Source organism: Pseudoalteromonas sp. J2K-J031, assembly GCF_058197095.2.
The window spans coordinates 1,644,666-1,668,423 of the sequence record NZ_CM200279.1; the positions used below are offsets into that span (position 1 = coordinate 1,644,666).

The following is a 23,758-nucleotide window of genomic DNA, read 5'->3' on the forward strand; positions in this document are numbered from 1 at the left end:
TGGTACTAATTACCGACTCACAAAATAAAACCCCAAACAAGAGCTTGTATTGTAATAGCGCAATAACATAAATTAACGGCCATTTTTAATGATTTGCTAGTAAGCCATTTTAAAAGATTCAATGGCAAGCCATCTTAAAATACTCGCTGACAGGCCATCACCTACGGGTGTCACAATCACGCAGCTGGGTGAGTTGTTTTGGTGTTTTGGAGTTTGGGTTTTTGTAGGTGCAAGCCTGCTTGCGAGGGAAGATATAATCTTCCCGCTTTAAAATCGCCAATCGGTCGTTTTAAAAAATTGCTGGCAAGCCATCACCTTCGGCAACAACATTGTTTACAGGTTAACGCCGCAAATAAAATAAACACTCACGGTAAGCGCCATGCGCAACCGTGAAAAGCAAATAAATAATAAGGAATAAAATGAAAGTTACATTTTACGGTATTGGGTATGTAGGATTAGTGCAAGCAGCGGTGCTGGCTGATGCCGGTCACGATGTATGTTGTGTCGATATTAACGAAACCCGCATCGAAAACCTTAAAAAAGGCATTATTCCTATTTATGAGCCGGGTTTAACCCCGCTTGTTGAAAAAAACTTTGCCGAAGGTCGTTTAACCTTTACCACCGACGCCAAATTGGGCGTTGAATTTGGTGACTTACAATTTATTGCCGTGGGCACCCCCCCCGATGAAGACGGCTCAGCCGATTTACAATACGTATTAAAAGTGGCGCAAACCATAGCCACCCACATGACATTACCAAAAGTGATTATTGATAAATCAACAGTACCCGTAGGCACTGCCGATAAAGTACGCGCCAAAGTGCAACAAGTGCTTGATAGCCGTGGTTCAGATTTAACCTTTGCTGTGGTTTCAAACCCAGAATTTTTAAAAGAAGGCGCCGCAGTGAATGACTGTAAACGCCCAGACCGCATTGTCATTGGTACCGACAGCGCCGATGCCGAAGAACTAATGCGCGAACTGTACGCACCCTTTAACCGTAATCACGAAAAAATCATTGTGATGGACATTAAAAGTGCCGAACTGACCAAATACGCAGCTAACTGCATGCTCGCCACCAAAATCAGCTTTATGAACGAAATGGCCAATATTGCCGAGCGAGTAGGGGCCGACATTGAACACGTACGCCAAGGTATTGGCTCAGATTCACGCATTGGTTTTCAGTTTATTTACCCAGGCTGTGGGTATGGCGGCTCGTGTTTTCCAAAAGACGTGCAAGCCTTAGTGCGCACGGCCGATGGCATTGGTTACGAGTCACAAATTTTAAAAGCGGTCGAAGCAGTCAACTATGCGCAAAAAAATAAACTGTTTGAATACATCAGCAAACACTTTGGTGTCGGTGTTGATGGCAAAGATTTAAGCGGTAAAACCTTTGCATTATGGGGCTTAAGCTTTAAACCCAATACCGATGATATGCGCGAAGCACCCAGCCGCGTATTGATGGAACAACTGTGGGCAGCAGGCGCAAAAGTGCAAGCCTATGACCCCGAAGCAATGGAAGAAACCCAGCGCATTTACGGCGCTCGCGCCGATTTAAGCTTAATGGGCACCAAAGAGTCAGCGCTGAATGGTGCCGATGCTCTGATTATTTGCACCGAATGGCAAAACTTTAAAGCACCTGATTTTTCATTGATTAAAGCGCAGCTCAGTGAAGCGGTCATATTTGATGGTCGTAATTTATTTGAACCAACCCGCATGAAAAAGAAAGGGTTTGTTTATTGGTCAATTGGTCGTCTAGCTCAATAAAAAGCCCAATAAATAACAAACATTAACGTTATTTTTCGGTGCAAGCCTGCTTGCGAGGGAAGGTAAAGCCTTCCTGCTTTGTAGGTGAAATAAACGATTTGCTGGCAGGCCATCACCTACGGGAGTCACAATCACGCAGCTGGGTGAGTTGTTTTGGCGTTCGGGTTTTTGTAGGTGCAAGCCTGCTTGCTTGGTCGATGAAACCTTCCCGCTTTAAAATCGCCAATCGGTCGTTTTAAAAAATTGCTGGCAGGCCATTTTAAAAGACTTGCTGGCAGGCCGTCGCCTACGATTGAGTCAAAATAGTTCGTTTTTTGCAATAATCGCAACATGTGTTAAATACCCACCATATAGCAGCTTAAAGCACTCACTCAGCGCAGGTGGGTATCTAAAATTAAATTAATCCAATCCAACCCAATTCTTATAAATAAACAGGTCGCTACCATAAAATTAAGCTTACCTTGATTGAATATTTCTCACCTTTGGTAAACAAAGAGTCAACGTAGGTTAAAAGCCAAATTTTTTAGAATAAATACAAACAAATAGAACTTAAAAGCCTAAAAAAATATTTGTGATACTTTTTTGTAATAAAAAAACCATACTTATTCATTAAGATTGTTGTTGCTGTTTATGCATGATTTGCGTAGAATTCCTGCTCGAAATTGGGCAGGTAAGCTTAATTATCGTTTCGTTTGCAGTATGACAAAAAGAATAAGGACGTTCGTTACCCCAAGTAATGCGCTTCCTGTATTTTTGCTATTTTATAAACAACAGGTAGATGTATGAAAGTTCAAAAAGCAGTACTTCCCGTCGCAGGTTTAGGCACGCGCATGTTGCCAGCCACTAAAGCAACACCAAAAGAAATGCTCCCTCTTGTTGATAAACCACTTATTCAATACGTAGTAAACGAAGCCGTTGCCGCAGGCATTAAAGAAATTATTTTAGTCACCCACGCGTCAAAAAACTCAATCGAAAACCATTTTGATACCAGCTTTGAACTAGAAGCCACGTTAGAAGCCCGCGTAAAACGCAGCTTGCTTGACGAAGTACGCTCAATTGTACCAAAAGACGTAACCATTATTTCGGTGCGCCAATCAGCCCCGCTGGGTTTAGGCCACGCAGTGCTTGCCGCGCGCCCAATTATAGGCGACAACCCATTTGTAGTGTTGCTACCCGACGTGATCATTGATAAATACAAATCAAACCACAAGGTCGATAACCTAAGCCAAATGATCAAACGCTTTGAAGAAACCGGCTTTAACCAAATAATGGTTGAGCCTGTGCCGCACGAGCTAGTAAACCAATACGGCGTAGTCGATTTAAAAGGCGCAGCCATTGCAGCGGGTGGCAACGCAGTTGTACACGATATGGTAGAAAAACCAGCCATAGACGAAGCACCAAGCAACTTTGCCATTACTGGCCGTTATGTATTATCAAGTGCAATTTGGGATTTACTTGAATTTACCCCACCAGGTGCTGGCGGCGAAATTCAACTGACCGATGCACTGCACCAATTGCGCATTCTTGAAACCATAGAAGCGTACCACCTTAAAGGTAAATCACACGATTGCGGCTCAAAACTCGGTTACATGATGGCCAATGTAGAATACGCCATGCAATGCGATAATTTGGGCGAGCAATTTAAAGCCGCATTACACAGCTTGTTAGCAATTGAAAACGCCAAAGCAATTAGCAAACAAACCAATAACGCATAAAAATTCGGCGTGTTTGGTAGGTGCAAGCCTGCATATACCGCAACGTGGTTTTAAAACGAATCAAATGTTTTTTAAATATTGGATTTAACAGAATAACGAAAGGATTAAACAGGTAACTCATGACTATTAAAGTATTAAGTGTATTTGGCACTCGCCCAGAAGCAATTAAAATGGCGCCACTGGTTAAAGCATTAAAAGATGCCGAGGGCATAGACGCTAAAGTATGTGTTACGGCGCAGCACCGTGAAATGCTCGACCAAGTTCTTGATTTATTTAATATCGTGCCTGAATACGACCTAAACATCATGAAACCTGGGCAAAACCTGTACGATGTTACTACTAATATTTTGCAAGGCTTAAAGCCAGTTTTAGAAGAGTTTCAACCGCACATTGTATTAGTGCATGGCGATACCAGCACTACGTTATCAGCAAGCCTTGCGGCTTTTTATCAGCAAATTCCAGTCGGGCACGTAGAAGCAGGCCTGCGCACCGGTAACTTAAGTTCGCCATGGCCAGAAGAGGGTAATCGTAAATTAACAGGTGCCATTACTAAATTACACTTTGCGCCAACCGATACCTCAAAACAAAACTTATTAAACGAAGCCGTTAACGAGGCCGACATTGTAGTGACGGGCAATACCGTGATTGATGCCTTACTGCAAGTGGTTGATAAAGTGCAAAACGATGAAGCACTAATTAGCACTCTTAAGGCTAAATTTCCTGAGCTTGATGAAAGCAAAAAGCTAATTTTAGTCACTGGTCATCGCCGCGAAAGTTTTGGTGGTGGGTTTGAGCGTATTTGTGAAGCGCTGGCCGACATTGCCACCGCGCACCCAGAAGCACAAATTTTATACCCAATGCATTTAAACCCCAATGTACGCGAACCAGTCAACCGTATTTTAAATGGTGTAAACAACGTGCATTTAATTGAACCACAAGAATACTTGCCATTTGTGTATTTAATGAACCAAGCGCACATTATTGTCACTGATTCGGGCGGCGTACAAGAAGAAGCGCCAAGCCTGGGTAAACCTGTATTAGTGATGCGCGATACCACAGAGCGCCCAGAAGCAGTGGCCGCAGGCACGGTAAAATTAGTCGGCACCGACAAAGAGCGCATTGTCAGCGAAGTACATAACTTATTAACTAACCCAGATGATTACGAAGCCATGAGCCGCGCCCATAACCCGTATGGGGATGGCTTGGCGTGCGCGCGTATTATCAGCAAAATTAAACAGCATTTTTCGAGCTAAAAAAGCAGCCATGCCCCCCAATGCGGCGCATTAGCGTGCATTAGCGTGCATTAGCGTGCATCGGTGGGTATTGCTTTGCACATTGAAATATAAACAAAAAATTTAGCACGAAACCGTATTTATTCAGCAAGCCCTTGGCTAAACACCAGCCTTGGGGTGAATTAAAAATTTAAGGAAATAACATGACAATTAAAAAAGTATCGGTCATTGGTTTAGGTTACATTGGTTTACCGACCGCAGCGGTAATCGCCTCACGTGGTATGGAAGTGGTTGGGGTAGATGTAAACCAACACGCAGTAGACACCATTAACGAAGGCCGTATTCACATTGTTGAGCCCGATTTAGACATCGTAGTGCGTGGCGTAGTCACCACTGGTAATTTACGTGCCACAACTGTAGCTGAAAAAGCCGATGTATTTATGGTTGCCGTACCAACACCATTTATTCATAGCGAAACCGGCGACCATAAAGCCGATTTAAGCTATATCGAATCGGCAGCCAATGCTATTGCCCCAATGCTTGAAAAAGGCAACTTGGTTATTTTAGAAAGTACCTCACCGGTGGGTGCAACCGAGCAACTAGCTAAATGGCTTAGTGCCGCACGCCCAGATTTAACATTCCCGCAAGACCAAGGCGACGCCGCCGACATTAAAGTAGCGCATTGCCCAGAGCGTGTATTGCCAGGTTATGTATTACAAGAGCTAGTCTCAAACGACCGTGTTATTGGTGGCATGAGCAAAGCCTGTAGCGCGCGCGCGGTTGAATTATACGAAACCTTTGTACGCGGCGAATGCATTGTCACCAACGCCCGCACTGCTGAAATGGCCAAACTGACCGAAAACAGCTTTCGCGATGTCAATATTGCCTTTGCCAATGAGTTGTCGGTTATTTGTGACAAACTAAAAATCAACGTATGGGAGTTGGTTAAATTGGCTAACCGCCACCCGCGCGTAAACATTTTAAACCCAGGCCCTGGGGTTGGCGGCCACTGTATTGCAGTAGACCCATGGTTTATTGTTGATAGCTGCCCAGACGAAGCAAAAATTATTCGCCAAGCCCGTTTAACCAACGATGCCAAACCGTACTACGTTATCGACCAAATCACCCAAGCGGCCGACCAATTTAAAAAGCCAGTCATCGCCTGTTTAGGCCTAGCTTTTAAAGCCGACATTGATGATTTACGCGAAAGCCCAGCGCTACAAATTGTTGAACACCTTGCAGGCTTAGGCATTGCTGAGGTATTAGCCGTAGAACCCAACATTAAAGCGTTACCAAAAAAACTAGCCGACAAAAATGTAGAGTTAATCACGCTTGAAGCCGCACTTGAAAAAGCCAATGTGATTGTTGTGTTGGTTGATCACAAACAGTTTAAAGCAGCAGATAAAAGCCAGTTTGCCAAGAAAGTAATTATCGATACGCGCGGGATTGTGTAGCGTGAACTATGTAGTTAATGAAAATAAGTTATATATATATTTAGTAATATCGTATTTTCCAATAATGCAAATATCAAATATTTTAGGTGTTAAATTGAATCTTATAATAGCGCTTCTAATTGCTTTACTTGCAATTTGGGCGTGTTTTAAAGATAAGTTCTTAACACTATTATTAATCTCAACTTTTATAGTTGTTTCTATAAAGGTAATAATTACTGGTGTTTATGGCTTTAAACCATTTTTGATAGTGCTTCTAGGTCCTTTGATATTGAGAAAGTTTATCGTTTCGTTAGATTCTATTGATCATAAGTCTATACTTTTTTTGGTAAGGCTTTTAATTCTATACTTAATTCTTGTGGCGATAATTGTGATTTTACAAAAGCTAAATATTTTACCAAATAGTATTGGGGCTATTAGTTTTGTAAACACAGCGGGAGCTAGCATGTTTGGTGAAATTGACCTTGGTGAAAGGCCTAGTGGATATTTTTATCACCCTTATGATACAGCTCTATGTTTAATACCTTTGGTCATATATTTTACTGTTAATTACAAATTTATAATTGGTAGGTTACTTGTGCCTTTTATTCTTTCTTTTTCTTTAGGACTTAAGGGGTTTATTGTTTTTTGTATGGCATATTCAGTTATACCAGTGGGTTTTTATAATAAAATCAACTATAAAGTTATACTTTTTTTATTTTTATTCTTGTCTGTTTTCATGTTTATGATAGCTGGTTTTGAATACTCACATGATACCGTGGCGATTACGGCTGGTCGACTTGTGATATGGAATATAATGGTTCATGAGTACCTTTCCCAACTTAATATTATTACATTGCTACTAGGTTACAATGAAGATTTGCTAGGGAATAGTTTATTTTGGTTAAGTGATGAGAGTTATACTACTCATAATCAGTATTTATTTTCTGTCATATATCAAGGTTTTTTCTTTATGTGCCTTACATTATATTTTCTGCTTAAAGTGGTTAAGGGTAGAGGTGAGCTGATAATTGTCTTACTCATTTCGATGTTAAGCTTAGGTTTAACAGGCGACCTATTTGTATTTTTAACATTTTGGGTAATGCTCTCGTGTGTAACCCTTGTGAATAGGGCTTCAGTCATTAAGAGTGGTAATAATTAAGTGTTGAAAAAGAACTTACTATTAATCATATTGTTAACAAGTATCGGTCAGTTAATTAGTGTAGCAATTTATCCTATATTGAGTCGTTATCTGTCTCCAGACTCAGTGGCAATGATCGGGCTTTTTGATACAAATTTAATGTTGATTATTGGTTGGTTAGGGTTTGGCTTAAGTGTTACAGCTACTCGAGATATTGCCAATGCTGATAATTGGCAACCCATATTAAAAAACACACAGCGCGCAAAGTTCACAATATCATTAATTTTTTCATTGATTGGTGGCATTGGCATTCTATTTACAGACACAAGGCCGATGTTATGGTTTGCTCTGCTTATATCACCTCTTTTAGCACTGAATTATGATTATTTACTTTATGCAATTGGTCGGCCGTTGCATGCATCATTTGTGTCATTTGTTCGCGTCTCCATGCCTATTATAGTTATATTTCCCCTAATGCAATATAAATTTTTTAATGTTGAAATATATATATTTGTAACGTTAATTTTTTATTTTATCGCATCATTTTTAGTTTCAGTTAATACAAAATCACCCTTATTCTTTAAACCAAGCAAGTTGTTTTATAAAATTTATATTTCTGCATTTAGTATTGGTATTGCTGGTTTGTTTATAGGCCTCCAGCGCTATGGTTTCATCAATATGTTAAATGATAAATTTAGTAACGATGATTTTGTTATTTTACTTATGTTTATGAAGATATTTCTATTTTTAGTCGCGTGTAAACGTATGTTGGTCCAAATTTTTTATACTAGGATTAGAGAACCTAGTGTGGTAAAAAAAATCAATGTTTTTTGTACTTTTATTAGTTTGTTATCTATCGCTATTTGCTTTAGCTTAAGTGTTGAAATTTCTTCTCTTTTATTTAATACAAAAGATAAAGTAGAGATTGTTCAATTAATGGGTTTTGGGGTTTTAGCAGTTTTAAGTTTTGCTGCATCTGATTCATTACTGTTATTAGCAAAGCAAGATAAAGAATTTGTTATTTGTACTTTATTAGTACCTACAACTTTCTTGTTGGTTATATTTCTGCTTAGGATGGATCTTAAATTAGAAAAGCTGATTGCCATTATGATACTTTTTGAGTTTCTGCTTTCATTATCTTATTGGTTAGTATTGAAGTTTTATAAAGTTAAGGAATTAAAATTTTGTTAAATTGTGTTTTGATTACAAATATACCAGCACCTTATCGTGAAAAAGTACATGAGTTAGTTTATAAAGATGATAGTTTAAATTACGAAATCATCTATTGTTCTGATATTGAGTCGAATAGGAAATGGAAGTTTGAAAGAGGCGAATATAAGTTTACAGTCTTAAAATCTAGGCAGTTTAAGTTTGGTAATAGGGATGTATATTTAGGTTCTAATATTTTAAATGTATTAAGAAAACGTGATTTTGACGTGGTAATTTTATCGGGATTTTCTTTACCAATGCTAACCGCATATGTATGGGCTAAATTAGCAGGGAAAAAAGTAATATCGTTTACAGATGCACATATTAACTTTGAGAAAAGATTAACATTTATACATAAGATTTTAAGGAAGTTAATATACTCTACTTCTGATGCTTGCATTGGGGCAAGTCAGAAGTCACTTCAACTTTTTCAGAGTTATGGCGTAGACTCCAAGCAATGCTTTCAGTCACACTTATGTATAAATAATGAAAACTATTTTCAAATAAAAAATGTTCTAGAAAATAGAAAGTTTGATTTGATTTTGTGTGGAAGAATCTGCCATGAAAAGATGATTGACTTTCAAAAAGATGTAATTTTAGAGTTGAAAAAACTTAATGAAAATATAAAAGTATTAATTGTTGGTGATGGTCCGGAAAAGCAAAGCTTTTTAGATAAACTTGATAAAGCTAATGTAGATTATCTATTTACTGGTTTTGTAGGTCAATCAGAGTTACCTGAATTATATTCGAGTGCAAAAGTTTTCTTATTTCCATCTATTAATGATGCATGGGGTGTAGTTGCAAACGAAGCATGTGCTGCAGGAACTCCAACAATATCATGCAAAGAGGTCGGTGCGGCTGATGAATTACTGATTCACGGTGATAATGCACTTATACTTAATACTGATGTTGATCTTTGGGTAAGGGAAATTACTAGAATCTTAAATGATAGTAATACTTGGAATAAGATGTCCAAATCTTGTTTAGAAAAAGTTAAGCCATATAATTTCTCAAATGCTGCAAAGGGCATTATTTTAGCTGTAGAAAGTACTAAGAACAATGAATAAAATATTATATTTAGCGCAGTTACCTCCTCCTATACATGGAGTTACTCAGTGTAATAAGATCTTGATAGAAAGCAATCCCATTCAAAATGAATTTATTACTCGCATTATTCCACTCAATTACAGTAAATCGATTGAAGAGATGCAAAATGGTGGAGTAATAAAGCTCTACCGTTTGTTTTTAATCTTGCTTTCTTTATTCAAGGAACTTGTTTTTTTTCGTCCAAATTTAGTTTATTTCACTATTTCACCGTTAGGTTCTGCTTTCTACCGTGATGTTTTAATTGTTATTATATTAAAATTATTTCGACGAAAAATAGTCTATCACCTTCATGGAAAAGGGATTGCAAATGTGCAATCTAACTTTACCAGTAAACTGTATCGTTTTGTTTTTAAGAATGAATCGATTATTTGTATTTCAAAACGTTTAGCTGAAGATATCAAGCACGTAAAAGAAAATGCAAAAGTGTATATTTGTGAAAATGGCATAGCTTCGTGTCATGATAATAAAATAAAAGAACCGATTAGAGATACAGTTAGATTTTTATTTTTATCAAACTTATCAAAGATGAAAGGGGTGGATTTATATTTAGAGGCAATGGGGAAATTAATAGATCAAGGCTTAACAGTTGAAGTTAATTTGGCAGGCCCCTTTAGTAATGTTTTTTCAGAAAGTGATTATAATAATATTTTAGAACGCTACCCTAATTTAAAAAATACAATCAAGTATCATGGCAAGGTCGATGATATCGAAAAGCGTAAACTATTAAATAAAATAGATGTTTTTGTACACCCAACACATAATGATGCATTTCCATTAGTGCTTTTAGAGGCTATGTCTGCTGGTTGCACACTTGTATCAACTGAACAAGGTGGTATACCTGATATACTCGAAAACTTAGCGTCAGGTTTTATTATTAAGCCTTTGAATGTTGATAATCTAATTTTACAGCTCACAATGTTATTCAATGATAAAGAATTGCTAACTAAAAACAGTGCCGTGTCTATTAATGAGTTTAACCGTTTATATACACTAGAGCATTTTGAACATCGCGTATTAAATATTTTTAAAGATATTATAAAGGGATAGGTTATGTATAAGAATAACATGGGGTTGAAGCATTACTTTTTTGACAGATTGCGCTGGGTTTATTACACGCTTTTTAATTTTCGCCATAAATTTAATATGGCGCGCTATAAAAAATGCCAGAGTAAAAAAAGTGCAAAGCAAATGGCTGATGAGCTAGTCGCTTTAAAAGAGTATTGGGGTTGCGTACCAATGCAGTATTATACTCATGATTTTTACAGGAGTGATTGCAATTTAAGTTTAGATGAAATGAAGGCCTATATCCCAGGCTACTATTTTTATAATCTAATTTATCCAATTTTTGATGATGTTAAGCAGGCTAGAGGCGCATTAGAAAATAAAATTCTTTCTTATTATGTTTTCAAAGGTATGTGTTTACCCACCACAGAAATGATAGCGATAAAAAAAGGTGACCAAGTTTTTGATTCAAATGGCCGCACACTTAGTAATGAGTCATTTGAATTAATATTAAAGAAAATAACGGAACAGAAAATTTTTATCAAGCCGGTTGATGGTAAAGGTGGGGTTGGTATTTTGGTAGCAAAAAAATTTGATACTAATTTTATGCTGAATGAAAAAATACTTGCACTATCCGATTTATATGATTTGAAAGGCGACTTTGTAATCGAAAAGCAAGTAATGCAATCAAACTATTTAAATAATATTTATAGTAAAAGTGTCAATACCTTGAGGGCTGTTACAAAACGCAGTCTAAACGGTAACGTAGAATTAGTTGCCGTAACTCTAAGAATGGGCACTGGTGGCCGAGAAGTTGATAATGGTAGTCAAGGTGGGTTATTAATTGGCATTGATTTAAAAACAGGTAAACCAATTCGTGATTATGCTGGCTATGAATATGGTGCTGAAAAAATATTTCAGCATCCTGACACAGGATTTAAATTTACTGAATTGTTAATTGAAAATTGGCACGATGTGAGTAGTCAAATAGTTAATTTTGCTGAGCAAATGCTGTTGCAAAACTTAATCGGGTGGGATATTGCTTTAACAGATAATGGCCCATTAGTAATAGAAGCTAACACAATGTTTGGAATTGATCATTCTCAATCAGGAGTTGGTGGGATGATTCATTTTTTTCAAGATGATATTGTAGCTAAAAACAACTAAATCTGAGTTTGTAATGAAGCAAGAAATAAAAAAGTTAATAAATTATGTGCCACCATATTTGGGAAGTCAGCTTGCATTTATTGATTTTAAATATCGCCTTGGTAAAAGTTATGCTTATTTTAAGCGTGATATCAGCAATGATTACAGTGAAGTTTCCATTTTTAATTTAATCAAGAATCTGATTAGTTATTCAATTGTCCATATACCCTTTTATGCTGATTTTTATAAACAAAAAAGTTTTAATCTAGAACAGTTAACTTGTTTTAGTGACTTAGATAAAGTTCCTATATTAACTAAAGCAGACTTACAAAAGTATGAATTTGAATCGCGAGTAGTTGATGTTTCAAAAGGGATTATCACCAATACAGGTGGTACTTCTGGCCAACCGCTTAAGTTGTTAATGGATAAACAAGCCCATGCACGGGAATGGGCGCACATGCATACTATTTGGGAAACATTAGGCTATAAGACTTCATTGCTTAAGTTAACTTTACGGGGTATGAACTTAGGGACTAAACCTTTAAATTATAATTTTATTCATAACGAATTTCAGGTAAATGCTTATTGCGACTTTTTATTAGTTGTTGCTGCACTTAAAAAAACACTTAAAAAATATAAAATTGAGTATTTACATGGTTACCCGAGCGCTATTTATGAGTTTATTAAACAATTGTCGCAGGTTGACCCTGACTTATTAGCCGAGCTTAAAACGAATTTAAAAGGCGTATTTTTTGGCTCTGAATATCCCGCGCCGATTTATAGAGATTACATTGAATCGGTTTTAGCTATCCCAACCGTTTCTTGGTATGGGCACACTGAAATGGCGGTTCTTGCACCTGAAAGAGGTGAGCCTTATGTGTATTATCCATTTCAATCTTATGGGTTTACCGAGGCGGTAGAGATTGATGGGCAGCAGCACTTAGTAGGTACAACGATTCATAATTCTATTGGGCCGCTTATTCGCTACGATACTGGCGATATTATTGAACCTGTTAGCTATAAAAATGGGTTGTTAGAGTCGTTTAAAATTTCACAAGGCCGCATTGGTGAGTTTGTAACCGATAAAAATGGTCGAAATATTTCACTGACAGCCCTTATTTTTGGCCGTCATCATCAGATTTTTGAATACGCCGATTTTATCCAAGTTGAGCAATTAACCCCTGGGCAACTTACCGTATTTGTGACATCCCAAAACTCAGCTTTGCGTTGTGATGAATTATTTGACAGCGTTGGAATTGAAATGGACATTAATTTTAAAATTGTGACACAACCGTTTAAAACTAAAGCGGGTAAAGTCCCATTGATTGTAAAAGGCAAATAAATGAAACAAGTGACCCAAACGCTACGCACAGGTGTAGTTGAAGTAAATGAAGTACCAGTTCCGACATTAACCGATGCATTTGTATTAGTGCGTAATACGGCGTCGGTGATTAGTGCGGGTACTGAAAAAACTAAAATTGATATGGGTAAAAAGAATTTATTGCAAAAAGCCAAAGCGCGCCCCGATTTAGTTAAACAAGTATTACAAAAAATTCAAACTGAAGGGTTAAAGAAAACCCTGCAAACGGTAAAGTCGCGTTTAGATTCGCCATCGCCATTAGGGTATAGCTGCGCAGGTGTTGTGGTGGCTGCCGGTGGTTTAGTTGAAGGCATTCAGCCGGGTGACCGTGTTGCCTGTGGGGGTGCTGATTATGCTAACCATGCTGAATTTGTCACTATTCCTAAAAACCTTGTGGTTAAAATACCTGACAATGTGACGGACGAAGAAGCGGCATTTACTACCGTTGGGTCTATTGCGATGCAAGGTGTGCGTTTAGCTGAACCAAAATTAGGTGAAACCTTTTTAGTATTGGGTTTAGGTTTATTAGGCCAAATTGCTGTGCAATTGCTGCGTGCTAATGGCTGTAATGTGATTGCCACCGATTTAGATGCGAGCTTAGTTAAACAAGCCGAAGGGTTTGGCGCTATTGGTGCAGGCCCTGGCACTAATGTAGAGTCGCTGTGTAAAGAATTAACCGCAGGCCACGGTGTTGATGGTGTGTTAGTGTGCGCGGGTACATCAAGTAATCAGCCCATTGAATTATGTGGCGCTGTCACTCGTGAAAAAGGCCGTGTTGTTGTGGTTGGCGCGGTGCGTATGGATATTCCACGTGAAGATTACTTCAAAAAAGAAATTAGTGTGGTGATTTCTCGCTCGTATGGGCCGGGGCGTTATGATCCGTTTTATGAAGAAAATGGTAACGACTATCCACTTGGTTATGTGCGTTTTACAGAGCAGCGTAATATGCAAACCTTTTTAGAGTTAGTGGGCCAAGGCAAGGTTGATGTTAAGTCACTCATTACTCATCGTTTTATGGTTGATCAAGCAGCTGAGGCATATCAGTTAATTGAAGGCGCTAAAACGGAACCTTATTTAGGCATAGTAATGCAGTATGCTGCTGATACTGATGTGTTAAATAAAGCGTCACGTATTGCGACGAGCACCAAAGCAATCAGTAAAAACAAATTGGGTATTTCATTTTTTGGTGCGGGTAATTACGCAACCGCTAGCTTATTACCCCCGTTGGCTGATAAACAAAATGTTGAATTTAGAGGTTTAGTAACAGCCAGTGGCCGTACGGCGCAAGGTGTCGCAAAGCAATTTGGTTTTGCATTTTGTGCTGCTGAATTTAATGAAATTTTAACCGAAGATACCGACGCAATTATGGTAACAACGCGCCATGATACCCATGCATCATCGGTTGTTGCTGCCATTAATGCTAACAAACATGTGTATGTTGAAAAACCGATTGCACTGACCGTTGAAGAGCTGTCGCAAATTCAACAGGCAAAATTAGCAAATAATGGTGACACGAATTCTAGCCAAGTCATGGTTGGTTTTAACCGCCGTTTTGCTCCATCAACACAAGATGTAATTGCCCATTTTGCAGGCGTGCAAGCGCCTTTAGTGGTTAATATTCGTGTTAACTCTGGTAGCATTCCTGCCGATCATTGGATTCAAGATGTAAAAACGGGTGGTGGCCGCGTGATTGGTGAAGGTTGTCACTTTGTTGATTTAGCTTCTGCACTTGTTGGCAGTAATCCGAAAACAGTGACGGCAATTGGTACTGCAAAAGCGAATAAATCGGCGGTTCTTAATGATAATGTGGTGATTAGCTTAACGTTTGAAAGTGGCAGTATTGCGACCATTGTTTACACCGCAGATGGCTCAAAAGCCATGCAAAAAGAATATGTTGAAGTTTTTGGTGGCGGCCGTAGTGCTGTGATCAATGATTTTAAAGAAGCTGTTTTATATTCGGGTGATGCAAAGCAAGAAATCAAAAAGCAAATGGCGCAAGATAAAGGCCAAAAAGCCATGTTAAACGCCTGGTTAGCGGGTTTAACATCGGGCGTACCTTGCGTGAGTTATGACTGTTTAATGAGTAACAGCTTAGCCACTATTTTGGCGGTTGAGTCATTAGCTTTGGGCACGACACTGAACGTTGATTTATCCATTCTTGAGCAAGAATAGCGGGGTAACACCCGCTTTAACATTATGAACATAGAGCAAATTAACCCAGCGCTGTTAAAAGATGCGCAAAAAAATGATTATGCAGGCCAAGACCCGTTTGATGGCTTAAACAGTGCGCTATTTAAGTTAGCGCCGAGTTTAAAAAAAGGCGTGTTTGGTTTGGCGTGGATCCAACTTCATAAACGTTTAGCCATTAACTTACGCCCCTTGTTTGGCATTCCTAAAATGCGTAATCCCAAAGGGATTGGCTTATTTATTTTAGGCTTGCTTGAAGATTACAAAGCCACAGGCCAAGCCGACTATTTGCAAGAGGCAATAAAACTGGCCGATTGGTTGCTTACAGAGCAAAGTGATAAAGCACAGTCGCAGCATAGTTGTTGGGGTTACCATTTTGATTGGAATGCCCGTGCGTTTTTTGTGCCAAAAGGCAAACCCAATGTCATTACCACAATTTATGTTGCGCAGGCGTTGTATGCACTCAGTGAAGTCACGGGGGACAATAAGTACCGCGAACCTGCACTTGATAGCGCACATTTTATTGTAAAAACACTGTATAGCGAGTTAGATGGTCGCCAATTTTTTGCGTATATTCCGGGTGAAACAGCCTTTGTGCATAATGCCAGTTTATGGGGTGCGGCATGGGTGGCACAGGTTGCTGCACTGACTGACAATCAAGCCTATAAACAACTTGCGCTTAATGCGGCGCGCCAGTCGGTTTCGGAGCAAGGCGCTGATGGGTCTTGGGTGTATGGTGCGCGCCATCATCATCAATTTATTGATGGTTTTCATACTGGTTATAACTTAGAAGCGCTGCGCGTTTTAAGTGATGCACTTGCAACCGATGAATTTGAAGAGTCGATTGCAAAGGGGCTAGCGTATTACAAAACCCATTTATTTGAGCAAGATGGTACGGCTAAATATTACAATAACAACCGTTATCCGCTTGATATGCACAGTGTGTCGCAGGCGATTTTTACTTTGCTTAAAGTGGGTAAAACTCAAGCTGATTTTGACATGGCCGAAAAAGTAATAACGCGTTCAATTGAAACCTTGTATTTGCCTAAGCAACAACGGTTTATTTATCAAAAAAATAAGCACTTTAGTAATAAAATTAATTATGTTCGCTGGACACAAGCATGGGTTTATTACTCGTTTGCTTATTTTAATCGCTGTAAATTAAACACTAACGAATTAGCTGTAATAGCAGATAAACAGGCACAGCCAACTTACCCCACTACGGATTTAACTCACTCATGAAACGTATTGAATTTTTAAAGTCGCCAATGGATATTGCGACCATGTCAGAAACAGTCTCTTTTATTGAAAACAGAGTTAATAAAGGTGAGTTTTTACAGCATGTGGTGGTCAATGTAGCCAAAATTGTCAACATGCAAAAAGACCCTGTATTGGCTGAGTCGGTTAACGCTTGCGATGTGATTAATATTGATGGCATGGGAGTGGTTTTTGGTGCGCGCTTTTTAGGCCATGATGTACCTGAGCGCGTAGCGGGTGTTGATTTGTTTCATGAATTGCTAAAGATGAGCGCTAAGCGCGAATTTCCGGTGTTTTTACTTGGTGCAACCGAAGATGTAGTAACGACAACAGCACACAAAGTAAAACAGCTTTACCCTAATTTAACCATTGCGGGTTTTAACGATGGTTACTTTTGGCAGGATGAAGAAGCGGTAGTGAATAAGATTCGTGAATCGGGTGCAAAATTGTTGTTTGTAGCCATTACCTCGCCTAAAAAAGAAAACTTTATTAATAAATGGCAAGATAAGCTAGGTGTTGATTTTGTGATGGGCGTAGGCGGCACGTTTGATGTGGTAGCAGGTAAGGTAAACCGTGCACCGCTTTGGATGCAAAAATACGGTTTAGAGTGGTTTTACCGTGTGTTGCAAGAACCCGGCCGGATGTGGAAACGTTATCTAGTGACCAATAGCCAATTTGCGTGGTTGTTATTAAAAGAAAAATTTAAAAAATAATTGCTTTATTAGCGCGTTTTATAAGGGAGACCCAAAAGGTCTCCCTTTTTATTGGTTGGCTGTTTGTTTTGTAGGTGCAAGCCTGTTTGCTTGGTAGATGAAATCTTGCCGCTTTGTTGGTGAGATAAAAAATTCGTTGGCAGGCCCTTTAAGAGCACTCGCCAGTAAATCACCTTAAAAGATTTGCTGGCAGGCCATCACCTACGGGTATAATCACTGCACTTTGCGCTTGGTGTGATGATTATGTTTCTTCCTATTATTTTGGCCGGTGGCTGTGGCACTCGGTTATGGCCGCTGTCACGTGGCAATTTTCCTAAACAATTTTTAACCATTCAAGACGATGGTTTGTCGTTATTGCAACACACCATTACCCGTTTAAAAGGCTTAAACCATGCTGCGCCGATGTTAATTTGTAATGAAGAACATCGATTTATTGCTGCTGAACAAGTGCGCCAATTAGGCTGTGGCCACAGTGGTATTTTTTTAGAGCCAGTAGGGCGCAACACGGCACCCGCTATTGCCCTTGCGGCATTAAAGGCAGTGCAAAATAATGATGATGCCGTGCTGTTAGTGCTCGCGGCCGACCATGTCATTGAAGACAATGCGGCATTTGTGGCATCGGTTAATCAGGCATCGGTACTTGCTGCACAAGGCAAATTAGTTACCTTTGGTATTGTGGCGAAAAACCCAGAAACGGGTTACGGCTATATTCAACGTGGCGCGGCGCTTAGCTCTGATACGATTAGCACCGAGGCGATTTGTACCGAGGCGATTTGTACCGAGGCGATTAGTACCAAGGCAGGCTCTGCCGCTGGGTTTTCGGTTGCGGGCTTTGTTGAAAAACCAAATTTAGCCACGGCCGAGCGTTATTTAGCTGAAAATGCCGCCCTCGCACAAGGCGAAGATAAATGGTATTGGAATAGCGGCATGTTTATGTTTAAAGCCAGCCGTTATTTATCTGCATTATTAGAATATCGCCCTGATATTTATCATGCCTGTGTTGCTGCGATGGAAAATCAAGATATTGACCATGATTTTGTGCGGATCAACAAAGCTGCCTTTATCGCTTGCCCTGATGATTCGATTGATTATGCGGTAATGGAACCGCTATGCTCTAAAGTAAGCTCTAAGCCTGATAGCGATGATGTGGTGGTTGTGCCAATGGACGCAGGTTGGAACGATGTTGGCGGCTTTGCTGCGCTTTGGCAGGTGTCAGAGCAAGACGAAAACGGCAATGCCTTTAAAGGTGATGTAAAAGCCTTTGATACTAAAAATACCTTGGTATTTGGTGAAGATAAGCTGGTTGCGACGGTGGGTGTTGAAGATTTAGTGATTATTAATACCAAAGATGCGGTATTAGTGGCGCATAAAGATAAATCGCAACAGGTAAAAGAGATTGTTAATCAGCTCAAAGCCGAGCAGCGCCCAGAGGTGACGTTTCACCGTGAAGTGTATCGCCCTTGGGGTAAATATGATTCTATCGATAACGGTAGCCGTTTTCAGGTTAAGCGTATTACGGTGAAGCCGGGTGAAAAGCTGTCGATTCAAATGCATCACCACCGCGCTGAGCATTGGATTGTGGTGTCGGGCACGGCCAAAGTGACCAATGGCGATAAAGATATTTTATTGACTGAAAACCAGTCGACGTATATTCCGGTTGGCGTGATCCATGCGCTTGAAAACCCTGGCAAGGTTGACCTTGAGTTGATTGAAGTGCAGTCGGGTTCGTATTTAGGCGAAGACGACATAGTGCGCTTTGAAGACAGATACGGCCGCAAGTGATTTTTGGCTTAAAAGAAGGTTAACCACCGAGGGCACAGAGAAACACAGAGGAAAGAAAAAGATTAGTTGGTTTGCCTTTCTCGGTGAAGCGCAGCGCTCGGTGTACTCTGTGGTGAAAAGAATGGTTAACCACTGAATTTTCAACGGTAAAAAAGAAAGTTAACCACCGAGAGCACAGAGAAACACAGAGGAAAGAAAAAGATTAATTGGTTTGCCTTTCTCGGTGAAGCGAAGCCTCGGTGTGTTCGGTGGTAAAAAGAATGGTTAACCACTGAAATTTTCAATGGTAAAAAAGAAAGTTAACCACCGAGGGCACAGAGAAACACAGAGGAAAGAAAAAGATTAATTGGTTAGTTTTTCTCAGTGAGCGCAGCGCTCGGTGTGCTCTGTGGTGAAAAAAAGGCTAACCACCGAGGGCACAGAGAAACACAGAGGAAAGATTAATCATTTATAAATTTCTTCTCTGTGTGCGAAGCCTCGGTGCACTCGGTGGTAAAAAATGGTTAACCACTGAGGGCACAGAGAAGCACAGAGAAAAGATTTTTTATGTTTTTCGGTGGTGAAACGATTCTAACCACGGGCTTAGGGTAGTCAAAAAACCAAGCTATGCTTTATTTTTACTTTAGGTACTAAATAAAGAGGTCTAAAAATGGAAAAGGATTTTCTAACTCAGAAAATAATTGGTTGCGCTATTGAAGTGCATAAAGTATTGGGGCCTGGTCTGCTCGAGTCTAGCTATGAATCATGTTTGCTATATGAATTACATCAAGCTGGCATTGTTGCACAAGGTCAAGTTTCATTACCGATCAATTATAAAAATATCACCATTGATGCTGGCTATAGATTAGATATTTTAATACCTGATCAGTTAATCATTGAGTTAAAGGCAGTAGAGAAATTTCAAGCTCTACATACAGCACAGTTAATCACGTACTTAAAGTTAACAGGTATTAAAACTGGTTTGCTTATTAACTTTAATGTTACTCGGCTGATTGATGGTGTTAAACGAATAAGTGTCTGATTTCTTAACCACCGAGGTTAAAAGAAACACAGAGAAAATATTAATTAGTTGGCTTTTCTCGGTGAGCGCAGCGCTCGGTGTGCTCTGTGGTGAAAAGAAGGCTAACCACTGAGGGCACAGAGAAACACAGAGGAAAGATTAATCATTTATAAATTTCTTCTCTGTGCGCGCAGCGCTCGGTGTACTCTGTGGTAAAAAGAAGGCTAACCACTGAGGGCACAGAGAAACACAGAGGAAAGATTAATCATTTATAAATTTCTTCTCTGTGCGCGCAGCGCTCGGTGTACTCTGTGGTAAAAAGAAGGTTAACCACCGAGGTTAAGAGGACCATAGAGAAAAGATTAATTGGTTGGTTTTTCTCGGTGTGCGCAGCGCTCGGTGTACTCTGTGGTAAAAAGAAGGTTAACCACTGAGGTTAGGAGGACCACAAAGAAAAGATTAATTGATTGGTTTTTCTCGGTGTGCGCAGCGCTCGGTGTACTCGGTGGTAAAAATAAGCTTATCCACTGCAATCCTCGGTTTTAACACCCTGTGGGTGTCTTTTTGTTTTTTGTCTATTCCAAACAATGTTATTCTGTGCGCCGTTAGTTGCCTCTATTTTTGTTGTCCTTTTTTATTGAGAGTTTACATGCAGGTTATTGCAAGCGCGATTGCTGATGTCAAAATCATTGTGCCGCAGGTCTTTGGTGATGAACGTGGCTATTTTATGGAAACCTTTCGTGAGGATTGGTTTAAGCGCGAAGTGGCCGACGTTGAGTTTGTGCAAGAGAACCATAGCTCATCAAAACAAGGTATTTTACGCGGTTTGCATTATCAAACCACGCAAGCGCAGGGCAAACTCATTCGGGTGACTCAAGGTGAAATCTTTGATGTAGTGGTTGATTTACGCCGCGATAGCACCACGTTTGGCCAGTGGTTTGGTTGTTATTTAAATGCCGAAAATAAACACCAATTATGGGTGCCTGCAGGGTTTGCCCATGGTTTTTATGTGGTAAGCCAAAGCGCTGACATTATTTATAAATGCACTGATTATTATGCACCGCAATACGAGCATAGTATCAGCTGGAATGACGCTGACTTAGCCATTCACTGGCCGCTGTTAAATGGGGAATTGCCAACGCTTTCACTCAAAGATAATGCAGCACTGCCTTTTAAAGATGCAAAAGCGGTGTGACCTTGATGACATCACCGCTTAAAAAAGTAATGGTGATTGGTCGACATGGCCAGTTGGCACAAGCACTTGTAGCGACACAAGGCCCGAATGTCGATGTGCTTGCAGTCGGTTCAAATGAATTTGATGTATTGCAATTAGGCACCTTGCTTACGCTGGTAAATCGTTTTAGCCCTGCGGTGATTATCAATACGGCTGCTTACACCGCTGTTGACTTGGCTGAATCAAACCCTGAGTGTGCTTATTTAATTAATGCCGATTTAGTTACGTTTTTGGCAAAAATATGTCAGCAGCAGCGCATTCGTTTGATTCACCTTTCGACCGATTATGTGTTTAGTGGCGAGCAGCAAACACCTTATACCGTTCACGATGTACCCAAACCGCTTAATGTCTATGGTGCATCTAAGCGCGCTGGTGAAGTGTCGGTGCTGACTGATTGCCCTGATTTTGGCTCTGTGGTGCGTACTTCTTGGTTGTATTCTTTGGTGGGTAAAAACTTTCTGACTACGATGTTAACCCTAATGAACGAGCGCCAAGTGCTTGATATTGTTAACGATCAAGTAGGTAGTCCTACCTCAGCTTTGAGCCTTGCTTCATTTTTGTGGTGTTTAACAACCCAAGATCATTGGCAACCCATTTATCACTTTAGTGGTGTGGGGCAGGCATCATGGTTTGATTTTGCATCTGAAATTCAATGGGTTGCAAATAAAGCGGGCATGTTAACACGCCTTATTCCTATTAACGCAATACCCAGTGTGGGCTTTCACACGGCTGCAATACGGCCCTGTTATTCTGTACTCGATAGTAGTGAATCTGCTGCTGTCTATCCTTTAATTTCGTGGCAAGAGTCATTAACTGTGTTGTTAAATTCACAGTAATTCACAGTTGATATTCATATTCGCCAACGTAATGTTAATGTGGTGAGTGTGTTTTTGTGCTGTTATTTGCAATTATTGGCAAAAAGCCTTCTGAAATGTTTAATATGAAAAATACTAATACTTTATAGTGAAAAATTCATTTAAATTTGGCGGAACTGCGCCTATAATGGCGTCTGTTTTTTTGAGCGCAAGGATAGTGCGACATCTGCGTCTACTATCATGGAGTGATTTTTGTGAATCAAGCTAAAGTTTTTAAGTCTAATAGCAACGGTAACTCAGTGCTTTACCGCTTTTTTGACATCGCTATTATTACGTGCTCGTTAATTGCAGCCGCTTATTTCTATGGCGTTGAGCTCAATCGCGTTTATTTAACCACGTTATTAGTCGTTTTACTGGGGTTTTCGTATACCGCTGAAGCGTTTAATCTTTATCGCTCATGGCGCGCTGGTAAATTTCGCCATATGGTGGTTTTTGCAATATTGACTTTAGTGTTATCGTTTGTCGCACTTTTTATTTTCGCATTTTTATTAAAATTTACTGAACAATTATCACGTGTCGTCATGACGCTTTGGTTTGCTAATGCGCTCGTTGGTTTGTTTATTTGGCGTTTAACAAGTCGGTTATACAAGTTAAATCGTCGTCGCTTAGGTTTGAGCATGCAAAAGGTGGCTATTATTGGTGCCACTGAGTCGGGTGCGAGTGTTTTTAAGCAAATTATTGCTCATGACGAGTTAGGTTATGAGTGTATTGGCTTTTTTGAAGACCGCCAGCCCGAGCGTTTATTTGATGATATGCATCTACATGTAGCAGGCCCAATTGATGAGGCGGTTAACAAAGCGCGCAGCGGCGAAATAGATGTGCTTTTTATTGCATTACCATTCAAAGCTGAAAAACGCATTGCCGATATTTTAGCCCGCTTAGGTGACACCACTGTTGATGTGCACTTTGTGCCTGACTTTTTATTATCAAGCTTAATTCATGCACGTATTGACCATGTGGGTGATATTGATACTTTAAGTGTCTTTGAATCGCCGTTTATTGGTGCGCGCGAACTGATCAAGCGTACTGAAGATATAATTATTGGTGGCCTGATTTTACTGATGATTTCGCCTATTTTAGCTGTGATTGCGCTGGGTATTAAACTCACCTCGCGTGGGCCGGTATTTTTTAAACAAGCCCGTTATGGCTTGCATGGTGAAGAAATTAAAGTCTGGAAGTTTCGCTCAATGACGGTGATGGAAAATAGCACCGAAGTGAAACAAGCTACTAAAAACGATAGCCGTATTACGCCATTTGGTGGCTTTTTACGCCGTACCAGTTTAGATGAACTGCCACAGTTTATTAATGTCGTTCTTGGTGATATGTCAATTGTTGGGCCACGCCCACATGCCGTGTCTCATAATGAAGAATATCGCACAAAGGTCGAGTTTTATATGTTACGCCATAAAGTTAAACCAGGTATTACTGGTTGGGCACAAATCAATGGCTGGCGCGGTGAAACCGATACGTTAGAAAAAATGGAAAAGCGTATTGAGTTTGACCTTATGTATATAAAACATTGGTCTCTTTGGTTTGATATAAAAATAATCTTTTTAACCATTTTTAAAGGTTTCACTGGCAACAATGCCTATTAATTTAAAGGAA

General features: G+C 39.7%; 18 protein-coding genes. All 18 read left to right on the forward strand.

From position 1 onward, the window contains the following. Positions 1–419: 419 nt before the first annotated feature. The gene (locus tag AC3KZC_RS07590; RefSeq protein ID WP_490579488.1) at positions 420–1,763 is read left to right on the forward strand and encodes a UDP-glucose dehydrogenase family protein; all 1,344 of its coding nucleotides are present in this window, start codon (positions 420–422) and stop codon (positions 1,761–1,763) included. 782 nt (positions 1,764–2,545) lie between these two features. Continuing rightward, positions 2,546–3,478 (forward strand): UTP--glucose-1-phosphate uridylyltransferase GalU, encoded by a 933-nt coding sequence (galU, locus tag AC3KZC_RS07595; protein ID WP_490579489.1) that lies wholly within the window; start codon positions 2,546–2,548, stop codon positions 3,476–3,478. 119 nt (positions 3,479–3,597) lie between these two features. Further along, on the forward strand, positions 3,598–4,731 hold the full coding sequence (gene wecB / locus AC3KZC_RS07600; protein WP_490579490.1) for a non-hydrolyzing UDP-N-acetylglucosamine 2-epimerase: 1,134 nt from the start codon (positions 3,598–3,600) through the stop codon (positions 4,729–4,731). A gap of 182 nt (positions 4,732–4,913) precedes the next feature. Then, entirely contained in the window at positions 4,914–6,164 is a 1,251-nt protein-coding gene (gene wecC / locus AC3KZC_RS07605; protein ID WP_490579491.1) for a UDP-N-acetyl-D-mannosamine dehydrogenase, read from the forward strand. A gap of 1 nt (position 6,165) precedes the next feature. Continuing rightward, complete coding sequence (locus AC3KZC_RS07610; RefSeq protein WP_490579492.1) at positions 6,166–7,302, forward strand: hypothetical protein; 1,137 nt, start codon at positions 6,166–6,168, stop codon at positions 7,300–7,302. Then, entirely contained in the window at positions 7,303–8,472 is a 1,170-nt protein-coding gene (locus AC3KZC_RS07615; protein WP_490579493.1) for a hypothetical protein, read from the forward strand. Further along, on the forward strand, positions 8,466–9,557 hold the full coding sequence (locus AC3KZC_RS07620) for a glycosyltransferase family 4 protein (RefSeq protein WP_490579494.1): 1,092 nt from the start codon (positions 8,466–8,468) through the stop codon (positions 9,555–9,557). The genes AC3KZC_RS07615 and AC3KZC_RS07620 overlap by 7 nt, the downstream gene beginning before the upstream one ends. After that, a complete protein-coding gene (locus tag AC3KZC_RS07625) occupies positions 9,550–10,644 on the forward strand; it encodes a glycosyltransferase family 4 protein (RefSeq protein WP_490579495.1) in 1,095 nt (364 codons plus the stop codon). The genes AC3KZC_RS07620 and AC3KZC_RS07625 overlap by 8 nt, the downstream gene beginning before the upstream one ends. Positions 10,645–10,647: 3 nt before the next feature. Further along, positions 10,648–11,766, forward strand: coding sequence for a sugar-transfer associated ATP-grasp domain-containing protein (locus AC3KZC_RS07630; RefSeq protein ID WP_490579496.1), 1,119 nt, complete (start codon positions 10,648–10,650; stop codon positions 11,764–11,766). 13 nt (positions 11,767–11,779) lie between these two features. Further along, positions 11,780–13,087: a phenylacetate--CoA ligase family protein gene (locus AC3KZC_RS07635; RefSeq protein WP_490579497.1), complete on the forward strand. Its 1,308-nt coding sequence runs from the start codon at positions 11,780–11,782 to the stop codon at positions 13,085–13,087. Next, entirely contained in the window at positions 13,088–15,277 is a 2,190-nt protein-coding gene (locus tag AC3KZC_RS07640; RefSeq protein ID WP_490579498.1) for a bi-domain-containing oxidoreductase, read from the forward strand. A 24-nt stretch (positions 15,278–15,301) separates the two neighbouring features. Continuing rightward, positions 15,302–16,534: a YyaL domain-containing protein gene (locus AC3KZC_RS07645; RefSeq protein WP_490579499.1), complete on the forward strand. Its 1,233-nt coding sequence runs from the start codon at positions 15,302–15,304 to the stop codon at positions 16,532–16,534. Further along, positions 16,531–17,262: a WecB/TagA/CpsF family glycosyltransferase gene (locus AC3KZC_RS07650; RefSeq protein WP_490579500.1), complete on the forward strand. Its 732-nt coding sequence runs from the start codon at positions 16,531–16,533 to the stop codon at positions 17,260–17,262. Before AC3KZC_RS07645 ends, AC3KZC_RS07650 begins: the two co-directional genes overlap by 4 nt. Before the next feature lie 243 nt (positions 17,263–17,505). Beyond that, complete coding sequence (locus AC3KZC_RS07655) at positions 17,506–19,044, forward strand: mannose-1-phosphate guanylyltransferase/mannose-6-phosphate isomerase (protein WP_490579501.1); 1,539 nt, start codon at positions 17,506–17,508, stop codon at positions 19,042–19,044. A 649-nt stretch (positions 19,045–19,693) separates the two neighbouring features. Beyond that, complete coding sequence (locus AC3KZC_RS07660; RefSeq protein ID WP_490579502.1) at positions 19,694–20,065, forward strand: GxxExxY protein; 372 nt, start codon at positions 19,694–19,696, stop codon at positions 20,063–20,065. A 628-nt stretch (positions 20,066–20,693) separates the two neighbouring features. Next, positions 20,694–21,239 (forward strand): dTDP-4-dehydrorhamnose 3,5-epimerase, encoded by a 546-nt coding sequence (gene rfbC / locus AC3KZC_RS07665; RefSeq protein WP_490579503.1) that lies wholly within the window; start codon positions 20,694–20,696, stop codon positions 21,237–21,239. A gap of 5 nt (positions 21,240–21,244) precedes the next feature. Beyond that, the gene (gene rfbD, locus AC3KZC_RS07670) at positions 21,245–22,114 is read left to right on the forward strand and encodes a dTDP-4-dehydrorhamnose reductase (protein ID WP_490579504.1); all 870 of its coding nucleotides are present in this window, start codon (positions 21,245–21,247) and stop codon (positions 22,112–22,114) included. Positions 22,115–22,347: 233 nt separating this feature from the next. Continuing rightward, positions 22,348–23,748: an undecaprenyl-phosphate glucose phosphotransferase gene (locus tag AC3KZC_RS07675; RefSeq protein ID WP_490579505.1), complete on the forward strand. Its 1,401-nt coding sequence runs from the start codon at positions 22,348–22,350 to the stop codon at positions 23,746–23,748. The last annotated feature ends 10 nt before the right edge of the window (positions 23,749–23,758 follow it).